Annotated in this window: 20 protein-coding genes; 19 read left to right on the top strand and 1 reads right to left on the bottom strand. The window is 74.4% G+C overall.

All coding sequences use genetic code 11. The annotated features are described in order from the left end of the window. Positions 1 to 108: 108 nt before the first annotated feature. On the bottom strand, positions 109 to 396 hold the full coding sequence (locus tag CXR04_RS04010; RefSeq protein WP_101420518.1) for a heavy-metal-associated domain-containing protein: 288 nt from the start codon (positions 394 to 396) through the stop codon (positions 109 to 111). 308 nt (positions 397 to 704) lie between these two features. Between CXR04_RS04010 and CXR04_RS04005 the strand changes: the two genes are divergently transcribed. From CXR04_RS04005 to CXR04_RS03915, 19 genes are all read left to right on the top strand, one after another. After that, a complete protein-coding gene (locus CXR04_RS04005; protein WP_101420517.1) occupies positions 705 to 3,875 on the top strand; it encodes an amidohydrolase family protein in 3,171 nt (1,056 codons plus the stop codon). A 102-nt stretch (positions 3,876 to 3,977) separates the two neighbouring features. Further along, on the top strand, positions 3,978 to 4,556 hold the full coding sequence (locus CXR04_RS04000; protein WP_234380048.1) for an NADAR family protein: 579 nt from the start codon (positions 3,978 to 3,980) through the stop codon (positions 4,554 to 4,556). Between the two features lie 95 nt (positions 4,557 to 4,651). Then, a complete protein-coding gene (locus CXR04_RS03995; protein ID WP_101420516.1) occupies positions 4,652 to 5,038 on the top strand; it encodes a hypothetical protein in 387 nt (128 codons plus the stop codon). A gap of 153 nt (positions 5,039 to 5,191) precedes the next feature. Next, on the top strand, positions 5,192 to 5,764 hold the full coding sequence (locus CXR04_RS03990; RefSeq protein ID WP_234380047.1) for a hypothetical protein: 573 nt from the start codon (positions 5,192 to 5,194) through the stop codon (positions 5,762 to 5,764). 15 nt (positions 5,765 to 5,779) lie between these two features. Next, a complete protein-coding gene (locus CXR04_RS03985; RefSeq protein WP_101420515.1) occupies positions 5,780 to 6,544 on the top strand; it encodes a DsbA family protein in 765 nt (254 codons plus the stop codon). Further along, positions 6,541 to 7,455, top strand: a complete 915-nt coding sequence (locus CXR04_RS03980) for a cytochrome c biogenesis CcdA family protein (protein WP_101420514.1) — start codon at positions 6,541 to 6,543, stop codon at positions 7,453 to 7,455. Before CXR04_RS03985 ends, CXR04_RS03980 begins: the two co-directional genes overlap by 4 nt. 169 nt (positions 7,456 to 7,624) lie before the next feature. Then, positions 7,625 to 8,407 carry a 2-keto-4-pentenoate hydratase gene (locus tag CXR04_RS03975; protein WP_101420513.1) on the top strand — a complete coding sequence of 261 codons (783 nt, stop codon included), beginning with the start codon at positions 7,625 to 7,627 and terminating at the stop codon, positions 8,405 to 8,407. Between the two features lie 191 nt (positions 8,408 to 8,598). Further along, complete coding sequence (locus tag CXR04_RS03970; protein WP_101420512.1) at positions 8,599 to 9,579, top strand: ABC transporter substrate-binding protein; 981 nt, start codon at positions 8,599 to 8,601, stop codon at positions 9,577 to 9,579. 104 nt (positions 9,580 to 9,683) lie between these two features. Beyond that, entirely contained in the window at positions 9,684 to 10,583 is a 900-nt protein-coding gene (locus CXR04_RS03965; protein WP_101420511.1) for an ABC transporter permease, read from the top strand. Next, positions 10,580 to 11,473, top strand: a complete 894-nt coding sequence (locus CXR04_RS03960; RefSeq protein ID WP_442802352.1) for an ABC transporter permease — start codon at positions 10,580 to 10,582, stop codon at positions 11,471 to 11,473. The genes CXR04_RS03965 and CXR04_RS03960 overlap by 4 nt, the downstream gene beginning before the upstream one ends. Further along, complete coding sequence (locus CXR04_RS03955) at positions 11,470 to 12,321, top strand: ABC transporter ATP-binding protein (protein WP_101420510.1); 852 nt, start codon at positions 11,470 to 11,472, stop codon at positions 12,319 to 12,321. Before CXR04_RS03960 ends, CXR04_RS03955 begins: the two co-directional genes overlap by 4 nt. After that, the gene (locus CXR04_RS03950) at positions 12,318 to 13,262 is read left to right on the top strand and encodes a creatininase family protein (protein ID WP_267898175.1); all 945 of its coding nucleotides are present in this window, start codon (positions 12,318 to 12,320) and stop codon (positions 13,260 to 13,262) included. The genes CXR04_RS03955 and CXR04_RS03950 overlap by 4 nt, the downstream gene beginning before the upstream one ends. An 85-nt stretch (positions 13,263 to 13,347) precedes the next feature. Further along, positions 13,348 to 14,193, top strand: a complete 846-nt coding sequence (locus CXR04_RS03945) for a hypothetical protein (protein ID WP_101420509.1) — start codon at positions 13,348 to 13,350, stop codon at positions 14,191 to 14,193. A 46-nt stretch (positions 14,194 to 14,239) separates the two neighbouring features. Continuing rightward, positions 14,240 to 14,569 carry an extradiol ring-cleavage dioxygenase gene (locus CXR04_RS03940; protein ID WP_101420508.1) on the top strand — a complete coding sequence of 110 codons (330 nt, stop codon included), beginning with the start codon at positions 14,240 to 14,242 and terminating at the stop codon, positions 14,567 to 14,569. Further along, a complete protein-coding gene (locus tag CXR04_RS03935; protein ID WP_234380046.1) occupies positions 14,562 to 15,680 on the top strand; it encodes an amidohydrolase family protein in 1,119 nt (372 codons plus the stop codon). The genes CXR04_RS03940 and CXR04_RS03935 overlap by 8 nt, the downstream gene beginning before the upstream one ends. After that, positions 15,677 to 16,390: a FadR/GntR family transcriptional regulator gene (locus CXR04_RS03930; RefSeq protein WP_101420506.1), complete on the top strand. Its 714-nt coding sequence runs from the start codon at positions 15,677 to 15,679 to the stop codon at positions 16,388 to 16,390. Before CXR04_RS03935 ends, CXR04_RS03930 begins: the two co-directional genes overlap by 4 nt. Continuing rightward, positions 16,387 to 17,124: a cysteine hydrolase family protein gene (locus tag CXR04_RS03925; RefSeq protein WP_101420505.1), complete on the top strand. Its 738-nt coding sequence runs from the start codon at positions 16,387 to 16,389 to the stop codon at positions 17,122 to 17,124. The genes CXR04_RS03930 and CXR04_RS03925 overlap by 4 nt, the downstream gene beginning before the upstream one ends. Beyond that, on the top strand, positions 17,096 to 17,335 hold the full coding sequence (locus CXR04_RS03920; RefSeq protein ID WP_234380045.1) for a 2-hydroxymuconate tautomerase: 240 nt from the start codon (positions 17,096 to 17,098) through the stop codon (positions 17,333 to 17,335). Before CXR04_RS03925 ends, CXR04_RS03920 begins: the two co-directional genes overlap by 29 nt. Beyond that, a complete protein-coding gene (locus CXR04_RS03915; RefSeq protein WP_101420504.1) occupies positions 17,310 to 18,746 on the top strand; it encodes an aldehyde dehydrogenase in 1,437 nt (478 codons plus the stop codon). The genes CXR04_RS03920 and CXR04_RS03915 overlap by 26 nt, the downstream gene beginning before the upstream one ends. Positions 18,747 to 18,793: the final 47 nt, after the last annotated feature.

Here is an 18,793-nt window from a genome sequence, read left to right as displayed (position 1 = left end):
TTAGCGTTTCGCGAGCGGGAGGCCGCGTCAAGCGGGGGCTCGCGCCCAGGGGTTGGGGAAAAGGCCGCGGGCCGGGCGGTGGGATCACAGCCCGGCCCGGGGTGCGGATCAGGCCTGGCCCACCAGCTCGTAGCCCGCCTCCTCGACCGCGCCGCGCACCTGCGCGTCGTCGAGCGCCGCGCCCGCCTGGACGGAGACCGTCCCGGTGGCGGCGTCGGCCTTGACGGAGGTCACGCCGGGGAGGGCGGAGATCTCCTTGGTGACGGACGCCTCGCAGTGCGCGCACGTCATGCCGCTGACGGTGAAGACGGTGCCGGTCTGCGGGGCGGCGGCCTCGGTGGTGGCGCCGCCGCCGCAACTGCCGTCGGTGGAGCAGCAGGAGTTGCCTTCGCTCATGGTTCTTCCTCCGGAATGACAGGTGGAACGCGAGGGGCGTGTGCCGCACTCACTCGCACGACCCTAATACCCCTAGGGGGTATTGGCAAGTCGCTGTCCGGTCTCCGCCGGCAGCCGGGGACGGCCCGGCGCCGGGGCATCATCCGCCCCACGGGCACCGGTGGGCGGTCTACAACACCTGCGTTCCGCGGCGTACAACTGACAGACGGGCGTTCCGCAGGATCGCCCGCTCGATCGGTCTGTATTGCCCTGAACTCCTCCGTATCGTCCCGTACTGCTCCTGTACCGTACGAGTCCCGGGAGGACCCTTGGACGCCGAGCTCTTCGACCTCTCCCGCCGCCGCTTCCTCCAGGCCACGGCCGCCGCCACCGCGGTCACCGCCGGCGCCGTCCTCGACACCCCGGCCGCCGCCGCACCGCGCGCCGCCGCCGGCACCCTCTCCTTCACCGCCGCCACCAACGGCTCCGCCACCCTCGCCCCGGCCGGCGACCGCCTGGTCGCCGAAGTACAGAACGTCCTGTGGTCGATCCCTCGAAAGGGTGGCAAGGCGACCGCCCTGACCACCGCGGGACTGGAGCCCAACCGCCCGCAGTTCGCGCCCGACGGCAGCCGCCTGGTCGTGTGCGCCTACCGCGGCGGCGGCTTCCACCTGTGGACCCTGCGGCCCGACGGCTCCGGGCTCACCCAGCTCACCGACGGGCCCCACGACGACCGCGCGCCCGCCTGGTCGCCCGACGGCAGCCGCATCGCGTTCTGCTCGGAGCGCGGCGGCGACCCGGTGGCCGGCAGCCCGTACCGCATCTGGATCCTCACGGTCGCCAGCGGCGAACTCGCCCAGGTCACCGGGCTTCCCGACCAGCAGGGTCCCCACCAGGGCGGCGCCTGGGAGGACTTCGACCCGGCCTGGTCGCCGGACGGCGCGCGGGTGTTCTTCGTCCGCGCCGCGGTTGGCGCCGGCGGCACGCTCGCGGCCCGCACCGTCGCCTCCGTGGCCGCGGACGGCCCGGGCGAGGTGCGTACCGAGCACACGGAGACCACCGAGGCGCAGGTGATGACGCCGGCGGTCGGTCCCGGCGGCCGGCTCGCGTATCTCCGTACGACCGCGGCGCCTTCGGCGTCGTGCACGCTCGTCGTCGACGGCACGCCCGTCGACCTCGGGGACGCGGACGTGTCGCCCGTACCGCCCCGCTGGATCTCCGGCGACGCGCTGCTGCTCACCGCAGGCGGCCAGTTCCGCATCGTGAACCCCGAGGCCCCCGCCAGGCCGGAGACGATCCCCTTCGCCGCCGCGCTGCCCGTCGACCGCCCGCGGTACCGCACCAAGGCGTACGACTTCGCCGACGGCGGCGTCCGCCGGGTACGCGCCGTCCACCTGCCCGCGCTGTCGCCCGACGCCAGCAGCCTGGCGTTCTGTGCCCTCGGCGCGCTCTGGACCGCGGACGTCACCGGCGGCGGCAAGCCGCGCAAGGTCCTCCAGGCGGAGAAGACCCGCTACGTGCTCGCCCCCGGCTGGACCTCCGACGGCCGCGGCCTGGTCTACGCCGACGACCGCGATGGACTCTTCGCCGTCCGCCGCCGCGACCTAGGCTCCGGCGAGGAGACCGTACTCGCCGAGGGCGGCCGGGTCTTCCCCGCCCTCTCCCCGGACGGGACGCGGCTCGCCTCCGTCGACATGACCGGCAACCTCGTCGTCACCGACCTCGACTCCGGTACCGAGAAGGTGCTCGCCGCGCCGCTGGGCGCGGGCGGGCTGCCGGGCCGGCCGAGCTGGTCGCCGGACGGGCGCTACCTCGCGCTCTGCGACCGCAACCGGCTCAACCAGCGCTTCCGCGAGGGCTACAACCTCATCCGCCTCGTCGACGCCGCCACCGGCGCCGCCCGCCTCCACCCCGTCGCCCCGCACACCTCGATCTCCGACCGCTACGACTCGGGACCCGTCTGGTCGCCGGACGGCCGGTGGCTGGCGGTGGTCGCGGAGTCCGCGCTGTGGCTGCTGCCCGTACGGCCCGACGGCACCCCGGACGGCGCTCCGCGGCAACTGACCGACGAGGCCGCCGACCACCCGTCCTTCTCCGGCGACGGCCGGCAGGTGGCGTACCTGTCGGCGGGGCGCGTCCGCATCGCCGACGTCGCCTCCGGCGCCGCCCGCACGGTCCGTATCCCGCTCGACTACCGCCGCCCCGTCGCCCCCGACACCGTCGTGCACGCCGGGCGGCTCTGGGACGGCACCTCCGACGCCGTACGCGACGACGCCGACATCGTCATCCGCCGCGGCCGCGTCACGGCCGTCGAACCCCACCGCGCCGGCCGCCCCGCGGAGCGCCGCGTCGACGCCTCCGCGCGGACCGTCATCCCCGGGCTCTGGGACGCCCACATCCACCCCTGGCAGTCCACCTACGGCGGCAGGCAGACCGCGCTGCAACTCGCGTACGGCATCACCACCGCCGTGTCGCTGGGCGGCTTCGCCTACGAACAGGCCCGTATCCGCGAGGCCGCCGACGCCGGCGAGCTGGCGGGCCCCCGGCTGCTGGCCACCGGCGAACTGCTCGACGGCGCGCGCGTCGCGTACAGCATGGGCCGCGCCCACGGCACCCGGGCCGGGCTGCGGCGTTCGCTGGCGCGGGCGGAGGGGCTGGACTGGGACTTCGTCAAGACGTATGTGCGCGCGCCCGGTTGGGTGATGGCGGAGGCGGCGGCGTTCGCGCACGAGCGGCTGGGGGTGCGCAGCGGCAGCCACCTGTGTTCGCCGGGCATCCAGCTCGGCCAGGACCTGACGACGCATCTGCAGGCCACGCAGCGGCTGGAGTTCGGCCACGCGACGACGGCCTCGGGACGCGCGCACGCCGATCTCGTCGACATCTACACCGCCACCGGCGACTTCCACCTCATCGCCACCCCCTTCACCGCGCTCCCGCTGCTCGGCGCCGACCCGGCGCTGGCCGCGGACCCGCGGGTGACGGTCCTGATGCCGCCGTGGGACACCGCGGCCGTCGTCCAGCGCGCCGGGCAGCCGCCCAGCGAGGGGGAGTTGCGGACCCTGGCCACCGAGACGGACGTCTACCGCCGGATCCTGGCCGCGGACGGCACCGTCGCCCTCGGCACCGACCAGCCGCTCGTCCCCGTGGGCCTCCACCTCCACCTCGCCCTGCGCGCCCTGCACCGCGCCGGCCTCTCCCCGGCCGAGGCGCTCCGCACCGCCACGGTGCTCCCGGCCCGCGCCTTCGGCGCGGCGAAGGACCTCGGCACGCTGGAGCCGGGCAAGTACGCCGACGTGACGGTGATCGACGGCGACCCGTTCACGGACTTCGCCACGCTGGTGCGCACCGAGTCGGTCCTGCGCGGCGGCAGGCCGTTCGCACAGGAGGACCTGGTGCGCTCCTTCGAACCGCGGGCGACCCCGCGCGCGGATGCGGACGTGGACTGGCTGGACGTCGGCCGCCTCATGCGCCGAGACGGCTGCTGCGACACGGGCCTGTAGACCGCGCCCGATCCGGGCCCGGCTCTCTCCGCGGGGAGGGCCGGGCCCATCCTGGTGTCGGAGGCCGACGCGGGGGGCCGGGGACAGGGGAGGGAGTGGGCCGTGGGTGAACTGCCGGGGTCCGTCGGGGAGTTGCGTGCCGCGGCGGAGGAGGGGCGCAGGCTGAAGTACCTGTACTTCTGGGGGCACCGTCCCCAGCGCCAGGGCGTGGTGGACGCGGCCTGCTTCAGTCAGTGGTGGCCGGTGGAGTTCGAGGTGGACGGCGTCGCGTACGCGACCGCCGAGCACTGGATGATGGCGGCCAAGGCGCGGCTGTTCGGCGACGAGGCGGCGGTGGCGCGGATACTCGCGACCCGCCACCCCGGGGCGGCGAAGGCCGAGGGGCGGAAGGTGCGGGGGTTCGACGAGGCGGTGTGGGAGGAGCACCGGTTCGCGGCGGTGGTGCGCGGCAACCTGGCCAAGTTCGGCCGGCACCCCGACCTCGGCGTGTACCTCCTCGGCACCGGCGGCCGGATCCTGGTGGAGGCGAGCCCGGTCGACCGCGTCTGGGGCATCGGCCTGGCCGCCACCGACGACCGGGCGCAGGATCCCGGTGCGTGGCGTGGGCTGAACCTGCTGGGCTTCGCGCTCATGGAGGTACGGGCCACGCTCGGTGGGCGGGCGGCGGCAGGCACCTCATAGGGCGCCCTGACCGGGCTCTTTCCCGCCGTCGGCAGGCCGCGGGTCCGGGCGGGCGTGTTCTAATGAGTGCGCCCCCGACCCTGAGGACGACCAGCATGACCGCCACCCTCCCGCGCGCGGCCGTCCGTGCGCTCGTGGTGGTGCTGGCGGCGCTGATCTCCCTGGCCTGCGCCCCGGTGGCGCAGTCCGCCGCCGGTGCGTCCGCGGCGGACTCCCGCGGGAGTGTGAGCGCGCCGCGGGACGCCGCTTCCGAGCAGGTCTCCGCGGGCGAGGAGCGGGACGCTCCCGGGTGCCGGAAGTCCGGCAAGGCCGTGCAGCAGTCGGTGCCGAGCGTCCGGGCCGGCGGCGATCAGGGAGTCGTCTCGTACGCGGTACGGACCCCGCGGGCGGCCGGTGCGGCCGCGGACCCCGGTACGGCGGCGGCCCAGGGCCGTACACCGCCGGGGCCGGACATAGCGCGACTCACGGTGCTGCGGCTGTAGGAGGCGCCGCCGGCTCGGTGCGGGAAGGATCCCGTACCGCGAGCCGCCGCCGCCTTGCCGCCTGCGCGCCGCCGGCCCTCTCCGCTCGAAGGACGACGGGCCCGCGCGCACGCGGATCTTCCGCGTATCCCCGACTCGACCGCAGGACACCTCATGCCCTTCTTCCGTAACCGCGTGCGCCTCGCGCTGCGCGCGCTCGCCCTGTGGGGCGCCGCCCGCACGCTCACCGCCGCCGTCGCGGCGACGGCCACCACCCTGGCGATCGGGCTGCCGACCGCCCTCGTCCCCAACCCCGTCTTCGGCCGCGAGATCGCACCTGAGTGGTGGAGCTACCCGGTGCTGGCCGCCACCGCCCTGCTCGCCGGGGTGGTGCTGGCCACGTACGTCCGCCGGCCGGAGGCGCCGCCCGGGCCCGAACGCGGCTCCCGGCCGGCGGCGGCCGGCGGCGTGCTGTCGTTCCTGGCCGTCGGCTGCCCGGTCTGCAACAAGCTCGTCCTCGTCGCCCTGGGCACGTCCGGCGCGCTGTCCTACTGGGCCCCGCTGCAGCCGCTGATCGGCGTGGGCTCCGTGCTGCTCCTCGCGGTCGCCGCGGTGCAGCGGCTGGCCGGCGAGGCGGCGTGCGCCACCGCCACCGCGCCGACCGCACGCCCCGCGGAACCCACCGCCACCGCGCCGAGCACAGCCGCCGCCGAGACCACCGCCACCCCCTCCGACCCCACGCGCTGACCCGGGAGCCACCCCATGAACACCGACACCAGCAAGCGCACCCGCAAGGCGTCCACCCTCGTCGTCGCCCTGATCCTCGCCGCCGCCCTGGGCCTCGGCACCCTCTCCCTCTTCGCCGGATCCGGCTCCGACTCCGGCTCCGGCGGCGGCCGTACGGCGGACGCCGATCGCGGGGGCAGCGCCGGGAAGGACGCGCCGTCCGCGCAGGACCAGGCGCTGCTCGCCCTCCAGCGGCGTGCCGCCGGCGACCCGATGGCCCTGGGGAAGAAGGACGCGCCGGTGGTCCTCATCGAGTACTCCGACTTCCAGTGCCCGTTCTGCGGCAAGTTCGCCCGCGACACCAAGCCCGAGCTGGTCGAGAAGTACGTGGCCGCGGGCGTGCTGCGGATCGAGTGGCGCCACTTCCCGATCTTCGGCGACGAGTCGCAGGCCGCCGCCCGGGCCGGCTGGGCGGCCGGGCAGCAGGGACGGTTCTGGGAGTTCCACGACGTGGCCTACGGCGAGGAGCGGAAGAAGAACAGCGGCGAGTTCGCCGGCGACGAGCTGATCGCCATGGCGAAGGAGGCCGGGGTGAGGGACCTGGCGCGCTTCGAGCGGGACATGGCAGGCACGGCCGCCGAGGAGGCCGTGAACGGTGACGCCGCCGAGGGCCAGAACCTCGGCGTGACCAGCACCCCCGCCTTCCTCGTCAACACCACGCCCGTGCTGGGCGCCCAGCCCACCGAGGTCTTCGAAGAAGCCATCGACGAGGCCCGCAAGGCGGCGGGGGAGGCGGAGTGAGCGCGGACATCGGCTATCTCACCGCCTTCCTCGGCGGCCTGCTCGCCCTCCTCAGCCCGTGCAGCGCGCTGCTGCTGCCCTCCTTCTTCGCCTATTCGATCAGCGGCGCCGGCCGCCTCCTGGCCCGTACCGCGATCTTCTACGCCGGACTGTGCACCACCCTGGTGCCGCTCGGCGTGGCCGGCTCGTTCGCCAGCAGGCTCTTCTACGGCCACCGCGAGCTGCTGATCGCCGTCGGCGGCTGGACGGTCGTCGCGCTGGGCGTGGCCCAGTTCTTCGGCTTCGGCTTCGGCTCGCGGCGGATGCAGCAGGCCGCGGGGCGGATCAGGCCGGAGTCGGCGGTGAGCGTGTACGTGCTGGGCGCGGTGTACGGCTTCGCCGGGTTCTGTGCCGGGCCGATCCTGGGGTCGGTGCTGACGGTGTCGGCGCTCGGCGGCGACACCGTGTACGGCGGGGTGCTCCTCGCCTGCTACGCCCTGGGCATGGCGGCGCCGCTGTTCGTGCTCGCCGTCCTGTGGCACCGGTTCGACCTGGGCCGCCGGCGCTGGCTGCGCGGGCGCCCGGTCCGCGTCGGGAAGCTGGAGCTGCACTCGACGCAGATGCTCTCCGGCGCCCTGTTCGTCGTCCTGGGCGCGGTGTTCCTGGCGTTCGACGGCACCGGTGCGCTGCCGGGCGCGGTCGGGGTGGAGGACGAGTTCGCGCTGGAGCAGTGGACCCGGGACGTCGGTTCCGCCGTACCCGACGTGGTGCTCGTCGCCGTCGCGGCGGCGGTCGCCCTCGCCGCCGCCGCCGCGGCCGGCCGGCGCCGGAGCCGCGCGGCGCGGAACCCCCCTGACGTGCAAGGGGAGTTGCCCGCGGCGGAGGGAGAGACGCGGGCCGGCAACGCGGGTGGCACGGGGGTCCGGAGCTGAACGACGCCGCCGCCGGTGCCCGGGCGCCGGCGGCGGCGGGTCCCAGAACTCATTGCTATCAATCTATTGATTGCAATGTTTTCTTGTCCCATACTCAGGGACCAACGCGCACCGAGTTGATCGATGCGGCCGTTCCCACGGCCGCGAGTCCGGGAGGGAGGCGGGGCCCATGAGCGTATGGACGGTCGAGCGCACCGTCGACGAACTGCTCCGCCGCGAGCGGGAGCGTCGCGACGGCGGGCGGATCACCGACGAGTGGCCCGGCCTCGACCTGGGCACCGCCTACCGGGCGCAGGACGAGCTGCTGGCCCGCAAGGTCGCCGCGGGGGAGCGGGTCATCGGCGTCAAGCTGGGGCTGACATCCGCCGCGAAGCAGCGGCGGATGGGCATCGACGCCCCGCTGACCGGCTGGCTCACGGACGCGATGGTGCTGCCGGCGGGCGCGCCCGTACCGCTGGCGGAGACCATCCACCCGCGCGTCGAGCCCGAGATCGTCTTCACCCTGGGCCGGCGGCTCGCGGGGCCCGGGGTGACGGAGGCGAGCGCGCTCGCCGCCGTCGCGGAGGTACGCGCCGGGTTCGAGGTCATCGACAGCCGCTACCGCGACTTCAGCTTCGCCCTCCCCGACGTCGTCGCCGACAACGCCTCGTCCTGCCGGTTCGCCGTCTCCGCGGACCCCGTGGACCCGGCGGGACTCGACCTCGCCGCCGAGACCTGCCGGCTCACCGTCGACGGCGAGGTCGTCGACACCGCCACCGGCGCGGCCGTCCAGGGCCATCCGGCCCGGGCGCTCGCCCTCGCCGCCAACGCCCTGTCCCGGCGCGGTATCGCCCTCGAAGCAGGGTGGACCGTGCTCACCGGCGGGCTCACCGACGCCGTGTTCGTCGAACCCGGGCGGACGATCTCCGCCGAGTTCGCGACGCTCGGCACCGTCACCGCCGTCGGCGGCTGAGGCGCCGCACCACCCACCGCGCCCCGCCCCGACCCCGTTCTTCCCTTACGGGCCCCGCCCCCGCCGCCGTACGCGGCGCCCGGCCCGTCCGCACGCCTACGTCATTCCCCCTCGCCCGCCGTCCCCGCCGTGCCCGCAGCGCGGCAGCCGACGGCCACCCCATCGATCGTTCACGCAGCAGGGAGTCCGGTATGCCGTCATTGTGCCGTCGTCACAGAGCCCTCTCCATAGCGGCCGGAGCCGCTCTCCTCCTCACCGCCGCGACCGCCTGCGGCTCGGACGGCGGGGGAGAGGACACCGGCTCGGGACCCACGGACATCACCCTCGGGGTCATCCCCATCATCGACATCGCACCCGTCAAGCTCGGCATCGAGAAGGGCTTCTTCAAGGAGCAGGACCTCAACCCGAAGCTGCAGAACTCCCAGGGCGGCGCCGCGATCACCCCCGCGGTCGTCAGCGGCGACTACCAGTTCGGCTACTCCAACATCGTCAGCCTCCTCATCGCCAAGAGCGAGGGGGTGCCGGTCACGATGCTCTCGGTCGGGGCGCGCGCCTCCGACGACGTGCTGGACGACGGCTCCGGCCAGCTCATGACCAAGGACGACGGCATCGAGGACGTCGCCGGCCTGGAGGGCAAGACCATCGCCGTCAACACCCTCCTCGGCATCAACGAGGTCGCCGTACGCGCCAGCCTGGAGGACGCAGGACTGGACCGGGACGCCGCCAAGCTCGTCGAGGTGCCCATCCCCGACATGCCCGCCGCGCTCGACAAGGGCAACGTCGACGCCGCCATGCTGAGCGAGCCGTTCATCAGCATCGTGGAGAAGGACGGCGGGCACGCGCTGCCCGTCAGCTACGCCGGCATGGGCAAGCAGCTCCCGTTCGCGGGCTGGTTCGCCTCCGAGTCGTACGCGGGCGAGAACCCCGAGGTCGTCGAGCGGTTCACGAAGGCGCTGCAGAAGTCCCTGCGCTACGCCGAGGAGCACCCGGACGAGGCGCGCGCCGTACTCAACACCTACCTCGACCTCGACGAGGGCCTCACCGACGACCTGACGCTCCCCGGCTGGAACCCCGAGTCCGACCGCGACGAGATCGCCGGGCTGGCCCAACTGACCGCCGACGCCGGTCTGATCGACAACCTCGACCCGCTGGACGACCTGCTCGCCGACTGAGCGCCGCGCCCCCGCCGGCCGCGAGCCGCCGGCCGGGCCGCCGCCGGCCCCTGCTCTGCCCCGAGGAGCACCGACCCACCAGCCCCAGAGATGCCGGAGAAGACGTGAGAGTTCACCAGAGCGCCGACACCGGGCAGCCGCCCGCGCTGTCGCCGGCGGCGGACCGGCCCCCGGACCCGCCCACCGCGGTCGTCCCCGTCCCCGCCGCACCCTCGCCCGCGGCCCGGCTGAAGGCCGTGCCCGACGCCGCGCTCGGCGTCCTCGGCATCGTCCTGTTCGCCGGCGTGCTGGAACTGCTGCCGCGTGCGGGCGCGGTGCCCGCGAAGTACCTGCCGCCGTTCAGCGAGATGGTCCGCGCGCTCGGCGACGAGCTGGGCACGCCGGTCTTCTGGACCGCCCTGCTCGACACCGTCGAGGGCTGGGCGTACGGCCTGGCCATCGCCCTGGTCGCGGGCACGGTGCTGGGGCTGGTGATCGGCGGCGTCGAGGTGCTGCGCAAGGCCACCGCGTCCACCATCGAGTTCCTGCGGCCGATCCCCTCGGTGGCGCTGATACCCCTGGCGGTGCTCGTGCTGGGCACCGGCCTCGGCTCGACGCTGCTGCTGGTGGTCTACGCGGCCTTCTGGCCCGTGCTCCTCCAGGTGCTCAGCGGCGTCCGCGACGTCGACCCGGTCGCCCGCGACACCGCCGTCGGCTACGGCTTCTCGCCCTGGGCGCGGCTGCGTTACGTGGTGTGGCCGACCACGCTGCCGTACCTGATGACAGGGCTGCGGCTGGCCGCCTCCGTGGCGCTGATCCTGGCCGTCAGCTCCCAGCTCATCATCGGCAGCCCCGGGCTCGGCAGCGAGATCGCCCGCGCCCAGTCCAGCAACGCGATCCCGCGGATGTACGCGCTGGTGCTGGTGGCCGGCGCGCTCGGGGTCTGCGTGAACGTGCTGGCCCGGCTGCTGGAGCGGCGCGTGCTGTCCTGGCACACCTCGGTACGGACGGAGGCCGGCGCGTGAGCGGCGTCCCCGGTACGAAGACCGCGAAGAGCGAACAGCCCGTGAAATCCGTGAAACCCGTGAAGGCAGCAGCGGAAGCGGAGAGCCGCGGGGGCCGGGGGCTGCGGCTGCTGAAGCGCGGCGCGGTCCACCTGGCGTACCTCCTCGGGCTGCCCGCCGCGCTGCTGGCGCTGTGGTGGGTGCTCGCCGCGCGCAGCACCAACTTCTACTACCCGACGCTGGACGAGATCCTGGCCGCGTTCGCCGAGACCTGGTTCTCCGACCGGATCGTCGACGACGTGCTGCCCAGCCTCGGCCGGCTGGCCGCCGGCTATCTGGGCGCCGCCGTCATCGGCATCGCCCTGGGCGTGCTCCTCGGCACCCGGCCGCGGATCCGGGCACTGCTGGAACCGGTCCTGGAGTTCTTCCGCGCCGTGCCGCCGCCGGTGCTCATCCCCGTCCTCATGCTGGTCGCCGGGATCGGCGACACCATGAAGATCGTGGTGATCATCTCCGGTGCCCTGTGGCCGGTGCTGCTCAACACCGTCGAAGGGGTCCGCGCGATCGACGAGGTGCTCTCCGACACCGCGCGCTGCTACGGCCTGACCGGCACCGCCCGGCTGCGCCGCCTGGTGCTGCCGGGCGCGGCACCGCAGATCGTCGCCGGGCTGCGGCAGGCGCTCTCGATCTCGATCATCCTCATGGTGATCAGCGAGATGTTCGCCAGCTCCAGCGGCCTGGGCTTCACCGTCGTGCAGTTCCAGCGGTCGTTCGCCATCCCGGAGATGTGGAGCGGCATCCTGCTCCTCGGTCTCCTCGGCTTCGCCCTGTCGCTGCTGTTCGCCCTGTTCGAGTCCCGAGTCCTCGGCTGGTACCGCGGCCTGAGGCAGTCGCAGCGAGGTGAGAAATGACCGGCACGAGGGTGGCTCCGGCCACCGAGGACAGCGCGGGTGCGCTGGCCGTCCGCGGGGTGCGGAAGGTCTACCAGGGCTCTGGGCGGACCGTCGAGGCCGTCCGCGACCTGACGTTCACCGTCGGCGCGGGCGATCTGACCTGCATCGTCGGCCCGTCGGGCGCCGGCAAGACGACGCTGCTGAAGTGCGTCGCGGGGCTGCTCGCGCCCACGTCGGGCGAGGTGCGGCTCGGCGGCGCGCGGGTGCAGGGCCCGCCGCCCGGCATGGCGGTGGTTTTCCAGGAGTACGGGCGCAGCCTGTTCCCGTGGATGACGGTCGGCGCGAACGTCGAACTGCCGCTGAAACAGAAGAAGATCGCCAAGGCGGAGCGGGCGGTGCTCGTGGCGCAGGCGCTGGAGTCCGTCGGGCTCGCCGACGCCCCGGCCGCGTACCCCTGGCAGCTCTCCGGCGGCATGCAGCAGCGCGTGGCCATCGCGCGCGCCATCGCGTACGAGCCGAAGGTGCTGCTCATGGACGAGCCGTTCGCCGCCGTGGACGCGCAGACCCGGGCGGAGCTGGAGGACCTGACCCGCTCGCTGTGGCGGAAGCTGGGCATGACGGTGCTGTTCGTGACCCACGACATCGACGAGGCGGTCTACCTGGGCGAACGGGTGCTCGTGCTGTCCGCCTCGCCGACCGTGGTCATGGAGGACATCGCCGTCGACCTGCCTGCCGAGCGCGAGCAGTTGACGACCCGCGCGCTGCCCCGCTTCGCCGAGCTGCGCGCGGCGGTCTACGGCCAGGTGCAGCGCGCCAAGACCTTCCACTCCGCCGCCCCCGCGGCCGGTGCGGGGGACCGGCCGTGACGGGCGGCGGAGTGGAGGGCACGGCCGCCGGGGCTGCCGTGTCCGGCGGGGCTGCCGGGACGGACCCGGCCACGGACGTGTTCGCGGACACGATCGCCGAGCTGACCTGGTACGAGGTCGAGCGCGCCGCCCGTGGCGGGGCGGTGCTGCTCTGGGCCTTCGGCGTCATCGAGCAGCACGGCCCGCACCTGCCCGCCGGCACCGACGTCTACCTGCCCGGCGCCCGGCTGCGCGAGGTGCGGCGGCTGCTGGCGGCACGCGGCATCGAGGCGCTCATCGTGCCGCCGTACTACTGGGGCATCAACGTCGTCTCCGGCAGCTTCCCGGCCTCGTACGGGATCCGCCCCGAGCTGATGGAGCAGGTCATGGCCGACCTGTTCGCCGGCATGGCGGGCGACGGCTTCCGGCACGTCTTCTGCTTCTCCGGCCACGGCGACGCGCTACACAACCGCACCGTGCACGCCGGGGTGCGGGCGGGCCGGGAGCGTACCGGCGCCGACATCAGCTTCGTCATGGAGCCGGAGCTGGCGCAGCGGCTGGGCCTCGACCCGGACGACCCGGCGCTGACCGTGCACGCCTCCGCCGCGCCTGCCGGCGAGGCGCGGGGCGGCCGGGTGGCCGTCTCCTCGCCGGGATCCGCCGCGGGCGGCGCGGGGGCGGGAGGGATCGACGTGCACGCCGGGCGGTGGGAGACGTCGGTGATGCTGCACACCCACCCCGGCCTGGTCCGCGACGAGGTACGCGCCACCCTGCCCGCCACCGGGCACGGGCTGTCCGAACTCGCCGTGTGGCGGCGCGGATACGACGACGCCCGGCGCGTCACCCCGCGCGGCTACTTCGGCGACCCCGCCGCGGCCACCGCAGACGAGGGCCGGCGGCTGCACGCCACCGCCGCCGAACTGGCCGCCGACGCCATCGAGGAGCGGCTCGCCACCGGCTGACCCGCCGCCCGGCCGGCGGCCCCGGGCGCGTACCGCACGCGCACAGCATGACAGTTCAGCGACACACGACAGGAGCAGAGGAGCAATGGCAGAGATATGCCTGGCCCTGGCCGCGAGCCACACGCCCGGCCTGACCGGCTGGTTCGACAAGGCGCCCGAGCCCGAGCGCCGGGTGGTCTCCGAGGCGTACGGCGCCGTGCACGACGCCGTCGTCGCCTCGGGCGCGGACGTGCTGCTCGTCGTCGGCAACGACCACGTCGCCAACGCCCGGGTGAGCGACTACGCCGACTTCACCTTCGGCCTCGCGGCGGAACACCGCGGCCCCGACGAGTGGTTCAAGCCCTGGCTGCGCGTCGAGGACTACGCGCTGCCCGGCGACCCCGGCGTCGCGGCGAGCCTCTTCGAGGCCGTCAGGGACAGCGGCCCCGGCGTCCGCGCCGAGCCGGGCGACCTGCGCTTCGACGACAACCTCTCGGTGCCCACCGCCATGGCCCGGCTCGTCGAGACGGGCGTCCGGGTCGTGCCCGTCCTGCAGAACTGCACCGTCCCCCCGGTCCCCGACGAGCGCGCCTGCTACGCCTTCGGCGAGGCGCTGGGCGAGGCGATCCGCGCCCTGCCCGACGGGCTGCGCGTCGGCCTGCTCGGCTCCGGCGGCCTCAGCCACGAGCCCGGCGGGCCCCGCTACCTGGACATCGACGAGAAGTTCGACCGCTGGTGGCTCGACCTGCTCCAGGAGGGCGACCACGAGCGGATCCTGACCGAGGCGACGTTCGACCGCATGGAGCAGGCCGGCTCGGGCGGCACCGCGGAGCTGCTGTCGTGGGTGGTCGTCATGGGCGCCGTCGGCCCGCGCCCGTGCACCTCGCTGGGGTACGTCGCGGTCGAGCAGTGGCGCTGCGGCGTCGGCGCCGTGCAGTGGCACCTGGACTGACCGCCGGCACCCGTCACGACGCCCGTTCACTACAGAAGGACACCTGATGGCACTCGACCATTTCGATCCGCGGCTGCGGACGAACGACCTGGTGCAGGAGCTGAAGTGGGACCGCGAGCTGCGCGCCCGCTTCGAGACGTCCGAGGCGGAGGTCCTGGCCGCGTACCCCCTCACCGGGGAGGAGCGCACCGCGATCGCCGCGCGCGACTTCCGCCGCCTCTACCACCTGGGGCTGCACCCCTATCTGCTGTCGCAGCTCGCCCGGCTGATCTACGGCACGGGCGAGAAGGCCGGCACCTCGGAGGCGGCGACGGCGCTGATCCGCTCGCTGCTGGGGGACCAGTACGAGACCTACATGGCGGCGCGCGGTGACTGACACGCCGACCGGCACGGGGACCGCACCCCCCGCGCCCGTGGTCGACATCCATACGCACGCCATGCCTCTGCCGCTGCTGCGCGCGCTGGAGCGGGAGGGCCGCGCGGACCTGTCCGGGGCCGCGGACCACGTGCTGACCCTGGACCCGGCGCTGTGCGGGCTGCCCGCGGGGGCGCCGGTGCCGCTGCCGCCCGAGCAGTACGCCATGGACCGCAGGATCGCGCTGCTCGACGCGTCCGGCGTCGACCACCACGTGGTGGCCGCGCCGCCGTTCCTCTTCGCCTCGCAGGCGGCGGACGACGCGCTGGCGCTGGAGCTGGCCCGGCGCTCGAACGACGCGCTGGCGGAGTTCGCCGCGGGCTCCGGCGGCCGGCTGCACGGGCTGGCGACCGTACCCGTCGGCCACCCCGGGGCCGCCGCGGAGCTGACCCGGGCGCTGGACGAACTCGGCCTGGTGGGCGCCACGATGGGCACCTTCGGTGCCGGCCGCGAGCTGGACGACCCGGTCAACGAGGACCTCTGGTCGGTGCTGGCGGCGCGCCGCTGCTTCACCCTGCTGCACCCCAGCCGGGTCTCCGAGCGCGACCGGCTCGCCGACTACCACCTCGTCCAGCTCCTCGGCTATCCGCTGGAGACCGCCCTCGCCGTCTCCCGGCTGATCTTCGGCGGCGTACTCGAACGGCACGAGCTGACCCTCTGCCTCGCCCACGGCGGCGGCTGCGCGCACGCCGTCGGCGCGCGGCTCGACCTGGGCTGGCACCGCAAGCCGGTGGCGCGCGTGGTCGGCAGCGAGCCGACGGAGTTCCTGCGCCGGCTGCTGTACGACACGGCGGTCTTCGACGTGCGGACCATCGCCCGGCTCGTCGAGGACGTCACCGCCCGCAACGTCCTGCTCGGCACCGACACCCCGTTCGACCTCATGGACGACCGGCCGCTGGAGACCGTGCGCCGCATCGGCCTCGACGCCGCCGACGAGGCCGCGATCCTCGGCGGCAACGCCGCCGCGCTGCTGCCGGGCCTCGGCCTCGGCACCGGGCCCGCGTCGGCCGCCGGCGGGCGCTCGCTACCCTCGCCATCCCATTCCATCCAGTCGAAGGGCCGAGGACATTGAGCAGCGAAGCAGGGACGGACGAGCTGCGCCGGTCATCCCGCGCCGAGGCGGTCGCCAAGCGGATCGAGGGGCGGATCGCCGAGCAGTCCCTGCCCAGCGGTCACAAGCTGGGCACCAAGGAGAGCCTGCGGCGTGAATACGACGTGGCCGCGGCCACGTTCAGCGAGGCCGTCCGGCTGCTGGTCTCCCGCGGCACCGTCTCCGTACGCCCCGGCGTCAAGGGCGGCATCTTCGTCGCCTCGCCGCCCGCGCTGGTCCGGCTGGGCCGCAAGATGCTGGAGCTGAGCGGCGATTCGGTGTCGGTCTCCGACTGCCTGGTGGTACGGGACAACCTGGAGCCGCTCGTCGCGCAGGAGGCGATGCGCCACCGCACCGACGCCGACCTGGCGGAACTGCGCAGGCTCGCCGACGAGATGGCCGTCGAGGGGCTGTCCGCCGCGGACTACCTCGCGGCCAACTGGGCGCTGCACCGCAGGATCGCCGAGATCACGCCCAACCAGATCCTGCGCCACACCTACGTCTCGCTGCTGGAGTTCGTCGCCAGCAGGCTGCGCGGCGTCACCGCCGACGAGCCGAGCCGGATCAACCCCGAAGGCCCCGCCGTCCACCGCGAGCTGGTCGAGGCCATCGCCTCCGGCAGCAGGCAGCGGCTCGACGCCGCCATGGAGGCCCACGCCGGCCTCACCGTCACCCCCGGGGAGCCCGGATGAGCACACCGACCTCGCCTGCCACGACGGCGCTCGTGGTGATAGACGTCCAGAACGACTACTGCCACCCCGACGGCGTCTTCGCCGCGGCCGGGCTGCGGGTCGCGGACCTCGACGGCCTCGTGGCGCGGATCAACGCCCTGGTGGCGGCGGCCCGCAGCGGCGGCCGGCCGGTGGTGTGGGTGCGGATGGAGTGGCCCGACGACGCCGCCGTCGGGCTGCTCGCCGAGCGCAGCCCGTTCCTGCGCGAGCGGGGCCTGCGGCGCGGTACCTGGGGCGCGGAGCCGGTCGCGGGACTCGACCGGCGGCCCGGGGACCACGAGGTGGTCAAGCCGCGGTTCAGCGCCTTCCACCGCACCTCGCTCGACGGCCTGCTCGCAGGGCTCGGTGTCGACACCCTCGTCATGGCGGGCGTACGCACCGACTTCTGCGTGGAGTCGACCGTGCGCGATGCCTTCTTCCGGGACCTGCGGGTGGTCGTCGCCCGTGACGCCGTCGCCGGGTACGTCGAGGAGCTGCACGCCGCCAGCCTGCGGCTGATGGGCACCGTCTTCGCCGAGGTCGTCGGGGGCGGGGAGGCCGCCGCGCTGCTCGCCGGCGGGGCCGGCGGGGCGGCCGGGGAGGCGGCGTACCCGGAGACGTACGAGGAGACGGGCGGGGGGACCCACGGGAGGTCGCACGAGGGGACGCACGAGAGGAGCAGGACCGGTGCCGCTGGTCGAAGTGACGCTCGTTGAGGGCCGCTCGCCGAGCCAACTGCGCGCGCTGATCGGCGAGGTGACCCGGGCCGTGGCCAGGACCGCGGACGCGCCGCCCGAGGCCGTCCGCGTGATCGTCCGCGAGGTGCCCGCCTCGCACTGGGCCGCGGGCGACGTGACCATCCAGGAGCAGCAGGAGAAGCAGCAGCAGAAAGGCGAGGACCATGGACCTCATTCCGCACATCGTTGACGGCCGGGAGACCCGGTCGGCCTCCGGCGAGACCTTCGCCACCGTCGACCCGTGGACCCGCGAGCCGTGGGCGGAGGTGTCCCTCGGCGGTGCGGAGGAGGCAGGGCTCGCCGTCGCCGCCGCCCGGCGTGCGTTCGACGACGGGCCGTGGCCCCGGATGGGCTTCGCCGAGCGCGGCGCGATCCTGCACCGGCTCGCCGACCTGATCGACGAGCACCGCGGCGAACTCGCCCTCGCCGACACCACCGACATGGGCAAGCCGATCGCGGACAGCACCGCCAAGGACGTCCCCCGCTCGGCCCTGAACTTCCGCTTCTTCGCCGACCACGCCCGGCTCTCGGCCGGCGACGCGCTGCCCATGGACAGCGGGCACCACGCCTACAGCCGGTTCGAGCCCGCCGGGGTGGTGGCGGCGATCGCGCCGTGGAACTTCCCGCTGATGCTGGAGACCTGGAAGGTCGCGCCCGCGCTGGCCTGGGGCAACACCGTCGTGCTCAAGCCCGCCGAGGACACCCCGGCCTCCGCGACGCTGCTCGCCGGGCTCGCGCTCCAGGCGGGCATGCCGCCCGGCGTCCTCAACGTCGTGCACGGCTACGGGCCCGCGGCCGCGGGCGAGGCGCTGACCACCGACCCGCGCGTGGACCGCATCACCTTCACCGGCGAGTCCGGCACCGGCCGCGCCATCGCCCGCGCCGCCGCGGCCAACCTCACCCCCGTCAGCCTCGAACTCGGCGGCAAGGGTGCCAACGTGGTCTTCGCCGACGCCGACCTGGACTCCGCCGTCTCCTGGTCGATCAAGGCGATCTTCAGCAACGCAGGGCAGGTCTGCCTCGCCGGCAGCCGGCTGTACGTCCAGCGCGAGGTCTACGACGAGTTCCTGGCCCGCTTCACCGCCGCCGCCGAGGGGCTGGTGACCGGCGATCCCAAGGACCCGGCCACCCAGCTCGGCCCGCTCGCCTCGGCGGAACACCACGCCAAGGTCACCTCCTACCTCGACGGCGTGCCCGCCGACGGCGGCACCATCGTCACCGGCGGCCGCGGCGACGGCTGGACCGTCCGCCCGACCGTCGTCACCGGCGCGCCGCCGGAGGCGCGGATCCACCGCGAGGAGGTCTTCGGCCCGGTCGTCGTCGTCACCCCCTTCGACACCGAGGCGGAGGCCGTGGCCGCCGCCAACGACAGCCCGTACGGGCTGAACGCGATGGTCTTCACCGAGAACCTGTCCCGGGCGCACCGCGTGGCGGCGGCGCTGAAGGCGGGCACGGTCTGGGCCAACTGCTTCTTCATCCGCGACCTGCGCGCGCCGTTCGGCGGGGTCGGGGACTCGGGGGTCGGGCGCGAAGGGGGGAACTTCAGCAGGGAGTTCTTCACCGAGCCGAAGGCCGTGGTGATGGCCGTGGCGCCCGCCTGAGACACACCCTCCCTGCCCCCCTGCTCGCACCGTCCCTCTCTCACGTC

The organism is Streptomyces sp. CMB-StM0423 (genome assembly GCF_002847285.1).
Classification (GTDB): domain Bacteria; phylum Actinomycetota; class Actinomycetes; order Streptomycetales; family Streptomycetaceae; genus Streptomyces.
This window is presented reverse-complemented; position numbering and strand designations above follow the sequence as displayed.

Excerpts from the sequence above, each read along its gene's own strand:
- CXR04_RS04010 (WP_101420518.1), bottom strand. The coding sequence starts at position 396 with ATGAGCGAAGGCAACTCCTGCTGCTCCACCGACGGCAGTTGCGGCGGC.
- CXR04_RS03995 (WP_101420516.1), top strand. The coding sequence starts at position 4,652 with ATGACCGCCACCCTCCCGCGCGCGGCCGTCCGTGCGCTCGTGGTGGTG.
- CXR04_RS03990 (WP_234380047.1), top strand. The coding sequence starts at position 5,192 with ATGCCCTTCTTCCGTAACCGCGTGCGCCTCGCGCTGCGCGCGCTCGCC.
- CXR04_RS03985 (WP_101420515.1), top strand. The coding sequence starts at position 5,780 with ATGAACACCGACACCAGCAAGCGCACCCGCAAGGCGTCCACCCTCGTC.
- CXR04_RS03975 (WP_101420513.1), top strand. The coding sequence starts at position 7,625 with ATGAGCGTATGGACGGTCGAGCGCACCGTCGACGAACTGCTCCGCCGC.
- CXR04_RS03970 (WP_101420512.1), top strand. The coding sequence starts at position 8,599 with ATGCCGTCATTGTGCCGTCGTCACAGAGCCCTCTCCATAGCGGCCGGA.
- CXR04_RS03955 (WP_101420510.1), top strand. The coding sequence starts at position 11,470 with ATGACCGGCACGAGGGTGGCTCCGGCCACCGAGGACAGCGCGGGTGCG.
- CXR04_RS03945 (WP_101420509.1), top strand. The coding sequence starts at position 13,348 with ATGGCAGAGATATGCCTGGCCCTGGCCGCGAGCCACACGCCCGGCCTG.
- CXR04_RS03940 (WP_101420508.1), top strand. The coding sequence starts at position 14,240 with ATGGCACTCGACCATTTCGATCCGCGGCTGCGGACGAACGACCTGGTG.
- CXR04_RS03925 (WP_101420505.1), top strand. The coding sequence starts at position 16,387 with ATGAGCACACCGACCTCGCCTGCCACGACGGCGCTCGTGGTGATAGAC.
- CXR04_RS03915 (WP_101420504.1), top strand. The coding sequence starts at position 17,310 with ATGGACCTCATTCCGCACATCGTTGACGGCCGGGAGACCCGGTCGGCC.